Origin of the sequence: Polyangium sp. 15x6 (genome assembly GCF_029960785.1) — a bacterium.
Classification (GTDB): Bacteria; Myxococcota_A; Polyangia; order Polyangiales; family Polyangiaceae; genus Polyangium.
Map to the genome: position 1 here is coordinate 73,181 of NZ_JASBQE010000055.1, position 6,101 is coordinate 79,281.

At 67.5% G+C, this 6,101-nt stretch carries 5 protein-coding genes and 5 tRNA genes; 2 read left to right on the top strand and 8 right to left on the bottom strand.

Going from position 1 to position 6,101, the window contains the following annotated elements:
* Positions 1-60: 60 nt before the first annotated feature.
* From QHF83_RS32660 to QHF83_RS32690, 7 genes are all read right to left on the bottom strand, one after another.
* A tRNA-Trp gene (locus QHF83_RS32660) sits at positions 61-133 on the bottom strand.
* Positions 134-194: 61 nt separating this feature from the next.
* Entirely contained in the window at positions 195-329 is a 135-nt protein-coding gene (rpmG, locus tag QHF83_RS32665; RefSeq protein WP_272422023.1) for a 50S ribosomal protein L33, read from the bottom strand.
* A gap of 72 nt (positions 330-401) precedes the next feature.
* On the bottom strand, positions 402-1,592 hold the full coding sequence (tuf, locus tag QHF83_RS32670) for an elongation factor Tu (RefSeq protein ID WP_282421920.1): 1,191 nt from the start codon (positions 1,590-1,592) through the stop codon (positions 402-404).
* A 67-nt stretch (positions 1,593-1,659) separates the two neighbouring features.
* Positions 1,660-1,735 (bottom strand) — tRNA-Thr (locus QHF83_RS32675).
* A gap of 18 nt (positions 1,736-1,753) precedes the next feature.
* Positions 1,754-1,826, bottom strand: a tRNA-Gly gene (locus QHF83_RS32680).
* An 87-nt stretch (positions 1,827-1,913) separates the two neighbouring features.
* Positions 1,914-1,996 (bottom strand) — tRNA-Tyr (locus QHF83_RS32685).
* A gap of 120 nt (positions 1,997-2,116) precedes the next feature.
* Positions 2,117-2,192 (bottom strand) — tRNA-Thr (locus QHF83_RS32690).
* Positions 2,193-2,382: 190 nt separating this feature from the next.
* On the opposite strand from QHF83_RS32690, the gene QHF83_RS32695 reads away from it, so the two are divergent.
* The gene (locus QHF83_RS32695; protein WP_282421921.1) at positions 2,383-4,389 is read left to right on the top strand and encodes a serine/threonine-protein kinase; all 2,007 of its coding nucleotides are present in this window, start codon (positions 2,383-2,385) and stop codon (positions 4,387-4,389) included.
* A gap of 288 nt (positions 4,390-4,677) precedes the next feature.
* Positions 4,678-4,938 (top strand): hypothetical protein, encoded by a 261-nt coding sequence (locus tag QHF83_RS32700; protein WP_282421922.1) that lies wholly within the window; start codon positions 4,678-4,680, stop codon positions 4,936-4,938.
* 107 nt (positions 4,939-5,045) lie between these two features.
* Here QHF83_RS32700 and QHF83_RS32705 read toward each other — a convergent pair.
* Positions 5,046-6,101 (bottom strand): MXAN_5187 C-terminal domain-containing protein (locus QHF83_RS32705; RefSeq protein ID WP_282421923.1); only part of this gene is annotated, 1,056 nt, incomplete at its 5' end.

The following is a 6,101-nucleotide window of genomic DNA, read 5'->3' on the forward strand; positions in this document are numbered from 1 at the left end:
GGCGTCTCGTGTGGCCCCACCTGGTGCTGAACGGACAGCGAAAGGAGGGGCCCTTGTGGGCAGGGGCAGAGAGGCTCGAACTCCCGACCTGCGGATTTGGAATCCGCTGCTCTACCAGCTGAGCTATACCCCTTCAACCAGCTCGACGCGGGACAGATGCCACGAGCCGAGCGGTTCGTCTACTTCGGATCCGACTACTTCGTCTCCCGGTGCAGCGTGTGCTTCTTGCACTGCTTGCAGAACTTCTTCAGCTCTACGTAATCCCCGGGAGACTTGGTGGTCTTGTAGTTCCTCGCCGTACACTCGGTGCAGGCCAGCGAGACCGGGATGCGTGTCCCTCGTTCTCCCGTGGCCCCACCGGAGCCACGGGAACCGCCGCCCTGCACCGACATCACGCCTCGTTACTTGAGGATCTTGGTCACGATGCCCGCGCCGACGGTCTTGCCGCCCTCGCGGATCGCGAACCGCATCTGCTCCTCGAGCGCGACCGGCGCGATGAGCTCGATGTTCATCGTGATGTTGTCGCCCGGCATCACCATCTTGACCCCCTCGGGGAGCTTGACGGTGCCCGTCACGTCCGTCGTCCGGATGTAGAACTGCGGACGGTAGTTCGTGAAGAACGGCGTGTGACGGCCGCCCTCCTCCTTCTTCAGGACGTACACCTCGCCCAAGAACTCCGTGTGCGGAGTGATCGAGCCCGGCTTCGCGAGGACCTGGCCACGCTCGATGTCGTCCTTCTCGACACCGCGCAGGAGGCAACCGACGTTGTCACCGGCGATGCCCTGATCGAGCAGCTTCCGGAACATCTCGACGCCCGTGACCACGGTCTTGCGCGTGTCCTTGAAGCCGATGATCTCGACCTCTTCGCCGACCTTGACCACGCCGCGCTCGATACGGCCCGTCGCCACCGTGCCGCGGCCCTTGATCGAGAACACGTCCTCGATCGCCATGAGGAACGGCTTGTCGATCGCGCGCTCCGGCTCCGGGATGTAGCTGTCGAGCGCGTCGAGCAGCTCGCCGATCTTCGCCTCCCACTTCGGGTCACCCTGAAGCGCAGGCAGCGACGCACCACGGACGACCGGCGCGTTGTCGCCGTTGAAGTTGTACTTGTTGAGGAGCTCGCGGACCTCCATCTCGACGAGGTCGAGCATCTCCGGGTCGTCCACCGCGTCACACTTGTTGAGGAAGACGACGAGGTAGTTCAGGCCGACCTGGCGCGCGAGGAGCACGTGCTCGCGGGTCTGCGGCATGACGCTGTCGAGCGCGCTGACCACGAGGATCGCGCCGTCCATCTGCGCGGCGCCCGTGATCATGTTCTTGATGTAGTCGGCGTGGCCGGGGCAGTCGACGTGCGCGTAGTGGCGCTTCGGCGACTCGTACTCCACGTGCGCGGCCGCGATCGTCACCGTCTTGGTCTCGTCACGGACGGTGCCGCCCTTGGCGATGTCGGCGTACTTGATCTCTTTCGCAAGCTTCTGCTTGGACTGGACCTTCACGATGGCCGCCGTGAGCGTGGTCTTGCCGTGATCGATGTGACCGATCGTGCCGACGTTCACGTGGGGCTTGGTTCGAGTAAATTTCTCCTTGGCCATCGTTCTTACTCCTGACGGTTGCCGACCGAGACGGTCGCGCGCGCTGTCCTTTCTTCTCTACGCTTGCTGGAGCCCACCATCGGGATTGAACCGACGACCTCGTCCTTACCAAGGACGTGCTCTACCAACTGAGCTAGGTGGGCATGGAGCCGGTCCGGCGGAGCGGGCGACCGGGTTCGAACCGGCGACGTTCAGCTTGGAAGGCTGACGCTCTACCAACTGAGCTACGCCCGCAGATAGAGTTCGGGAGGTGCTCCCCCGACCTCGACTACGTACCGACTTTCCGACTCCGCGGGTCGAGACGCCTCATCGGCATCTCGGTGGAGGGTGATGGATTCGAACCATCGAAGGCAATTGCCGGCAGATTTACAGTCTGCTCCCTTTGGCCACTCGGGCAACCCTCCAGATTTTCAACGTCTCGCGAGATCCAAGGGCTCGCGGGTCCCTCTCTACTCTGTTTCGGTCGGTTCGTCTCCTGAGATTTTACTCTCGTTCGTCCGAGCCTTCCGCCCCTGACAGTCCGGTGGAGCTGACGAGGGGACTTGAACCCCTAACCCCCTGCTTACAAGGCAGGTGCTCTACCGGTTGAGCTACGCCAGCGAGTTCCTCCCTCGAAGACAGACGTGTCCCGTCAAAGGGGAGCAGGCTCTTAGCCCCTTGCTTTTGACATGTCAAGCCAGATGGAAGGTTTTGTGTCTCGAACCGGCCGAACGCCACGCTCCGAAGGCCGGAATCTCCGGTCTCCCCGGCAGGGGCACCTCCCCAGGCAGGCTGGATCGCGAACCCGAACGTGAGCAGGCCGGCGGGCACGATCCTCGCGACGAGTCCTTGCCGCAACTTCTTGCACCACCCGCGCGCCTCTTGCGATGCTCCGCGCCGCATCATGGAGTGTCCCGCCTGTCACCACGCGAACGTCGATGGAGCTCGCTTCTGCGCCAAATGCGGAGCGCCGCTGCCGTCGGCGCCTTCCGAAGAAGACCCGTTGATCGGCTCGATCGTCGGCGGTCGTTACCGCATCACGGGCGTGCTCGGCGAAGGCGGCATGGGCCGTGTCTACACCGCCGAGCAGCAGATGGGCACGACGGTCCGAAAGGCCGCGGTCAAGACGCTCCTCGCGCAGTACGCGAAGGATCCGCAAGTGCTCGCGCGCTTCAACCGCGAGTGCGGCACCGTCGCCGAGCTCAAGCACCCGAACACGATCCAGGTCTGGGACTTCGGGCAGACGAACACCGGCGAGCTCTACATCGCGATGGAGCTGCTCGAAGGAAGTCCGCTCGAGGACGAGCTCGTGCAGCGAGGGCCGATGCCGCCCGAGCGCGTCGACAAGATCATCGGGCAGGCCGCAGGCTCGCTCCAGGAAGCGCACAGCAAGGGGATCGTGCATCGCGATCTCAAGCCCGCGAACCTCTTCCTCACGAAGATCGACGGCGACGATTTCGTGAAGGTGCTCGACTTCGGCATCGCCAAGCGCGGCGAGCGGCCCGACTCGAAGGAGCAGAAGCTCACGCAGCAAGGCACGGTGCTCGGAACACCGCCGTACATGAGCCCCGAGCAGTTCCGCGGGCAGGAGCTCGACGCGCGCAGCGACGTCTACTCGCTCGCGATCGTCGCCTACGAGATGCTCACCGGGCGCTTGCCGTTCGAGGCAGACACGCCGTGGGCCTGGGCCACGCAGCACCTCACCGCGCAGCCCTCGCCCTTCGAGGTGACGCAGCTCGGCGCGCAAGTGCCGCCGAAGATGAAGGCCGCGATCATGCGCGCGCTCGAGAAGGACAAGAACAAGCGCCAGTCGTCCGTGCGCGAGTTCTACGAGGAGCTCTCGATCGGAGCCGGGCGCGCGTCGATCGTTGGTGGTGCGACGGGTCAGCAGCAGATCGCTGGCACCGCGGCGATGCCGGGCTTGCCGAGCGGGCAATACGGGATGCCGAGCGGGCAATACGGGATGCCGAGCGGGCAATACGGGACGCCGAGCGGACAGATGCAAGGCATGCCGAGCGGGCCGATGCCCGCACGTCCCGGCGGGACGCAGATCGGCGAGCCGCTCTTCACGCAGGGAGCGCCGAGCGCGCCGGGCGGTCGAACGATGGTCGACACGGGGCCGAGCGCGGCCGCGATGACGCCCGGCCCGATGCCCGTCGTGCCGATGCCCCCGCAGCATGGCCACGCGCCGGTGCCGATGAGCGGACCACCGGCCTACCCCGTGCCGCCTCCTCCGCCGATGGGCGGCAGGCAGCAACAGAAGAGCAGCCCGATGCCGATCATCGCGGGCATCGGCGTGCTCGTGGTGCTCGGGATCGTCATCGCGATCTTCGCGACCCGAAGCAAGAGCGGCGGCGAGGGCGAGGTCATCCTGATGCCGTCGGCGGCTCCGACGACCGTCGTGGTCGCCTCCGATCCGACGGCCACGCCGGCCGACAGCGCGGGCACGGCGGGGACGGCCTCGTCCGCGGGCGGGTCGACGCAGTCCGGACAAACCGCGGGCACGAACACCGGATCGGGCTCCGGATCCCCGGCCACGACGGCCTCGGGATCGGGCGGCGGCACGAAGGTCGACGCCGCGGGCGACAAGGCCTGCGACGCGGCGATCACGTACGCATACGGCGGCAACACGACGATGGCGATCAGCCAGTACCGCTCGTGCACCGGGCCGAAGCGCAGCAAGGCGCTTTCGGCGATCGACGCCTCGGCTGCGCGCGAGGCGAAGTCGAAGGGCTGTGCGGCCAAGGCCACCGTGGATGCGGCGGCGGCGATCGGCGCCAGCAGCGGAAAGGCCGCGCTCCCTCCGCGTTGCAAGTAGCGCAGCGCGTCTCTCGCGGACCCCTCGACATGCACGAGCGACGGCCCTAGATGGGAATTCGCTCGTGTGTCACCGCGTTTTGACGCGCTTGACGCCCGTTCGACGCGGGTGCTAGATGGATCTTGCGAGCGATGACGCTCGGTCGCAGAAGCCTCTGCTCGACGGTACGGCGCAGCGTGTCAAAGGTCACGAGCTGCACTTCGCAGCCCACGTCGGCGCCGATGCCAGAGGTGCAGAGGAGAAGGTCGTTCACGGGCAATGGGCAGTAGACGCCGCGGAGCCATACGGATGACGTGGCTCGATATGTGCCGCTCCGACGAGTATCGGGGGCGGTGGGTCGCACTGGACAACATCGATTACGAGGACGGCTCGTCCCAACCCCAGCAGGCGGATGTCGTCGACAGCGACGAGGACCTCGGGGAGTTATGCAGCCGGATGCGCGAGTCCGACAGGACGGCATGCGCGATCCTGTACTGCGAGGATGACTCGTTCGCGCCGCCCGTCGCCAAGCGGGCCGCGATGCAGACGCGAGGTGCCGTGCACCGCTAGCAAGCTCTGCGCAGCTCCCGCCTCGATTCCCCCCGCTTTCTTCCCCACGAAATCAGCTGCCACGAAGGACGCGACCCGAGACGCGCCCGGGCCGATGCTTTGAGCTCCTAGCGAAGGATCGGCTTGAGCGTGGGTTTGCCGTCCTTCATCACCACGTTGTAATCGACCGATTTTTGCGGGTGAGAGGCCTTGAGCTTCTCGGCCTGCTGGCGGAGCTGCTTGGCGAGCGCCTCGTACGTGACGCCCGCGGTCGACTCCTTCGCAGCGCGCTTGGCCTCGACGTACTGCGCGTAAATCTGGCGGATTCGCGCGTCGGAGAGGTCCTCGGACGAACCTTGTGACGGGCGAGGTCGCGCGGGCTGCAGGCGCGGCTCGGGCTGCGGGCGTGGCTCGGGGAAGCCTGCTGCGGCCGTGTCCGGAGGCGACGGCGCCTCGGTCGGAGGATCGGGCGGCGGCGTCGGTGTGACGACCGCGCGCATATTTCGGCTGCTCTTTCGTCGTGAGGGCGGCGCCGGCACGCTCGGCGCGGGTTCGTCGGACACGTTCGGGACGTGGACGGCCCGCGTGCGTGTGCTCGAAGGCCTGCGTCGCGAGGGCGGCCCTTGCTTGGGCGCGTCGAGGTCGAGGTCGAGGTCCAGCGGGCGCGCCGAGGCAGGGCCGCTCGGGCCGATTTTGCCTTGTTTCGCCTGGGCCGCGAGCTCGGCGACGCGGCGCTTGCCGAGGTCGGGTGACGAAGCCTGCGGGCGTCGCGCGGCCGGCGCTTCCTCCGGCGATGAAGCCTCGGCGGGCTTCGTCTCGGCGGGTTTTGGATCCGCGGGCTTCGCCGCCGAGGCCTCGACCGGCCGGCGCATCATCATCATCAGCGGCACGGGCTCCGGCTTCTTCGCGGGCTCCGGCCTGGCAGGCGGCGCGGGCGGAGGCTCGGGCGGCGGCGGAGGTGCAGGCTCGGGCGGAAGCGCGGACGCACGATCGATCGGCGCCGAGGGGAGCGGCGGGCGCTGCGGCGGCGGTGCCTTCACGGCGAGCGGAGGCGGCGGCGCGGGGGGTTTGCCCGCGGGCGGCGGCGGCGGCGCGGGGGGTTTGCCCGCGGGGGGAGGCAGCGGCGGTGCAGCCGGTTTCGTGGCCGCAGGCGGCGGAGGCGGCGGCGCTGTGGGTTTGCCCGC

What these genes read in the sequence shown, in the direction of transcription:
- tuf (WP_282421920.1), bottom strand. Translation starts at nt 1,592, where the DNA reads ATGGCCAAGGAGAAATTTACTCGAACCAAGCCCCACGTGAACGTCGGC.
- QHF83_RS32700 (WP_282421922.1), top strand. Translation starts at nt 4,678, where the DNA reads ATGACGTGGCTCGATATGTGCCGCTCCGACGAGTATCGGGGGCGGTGG.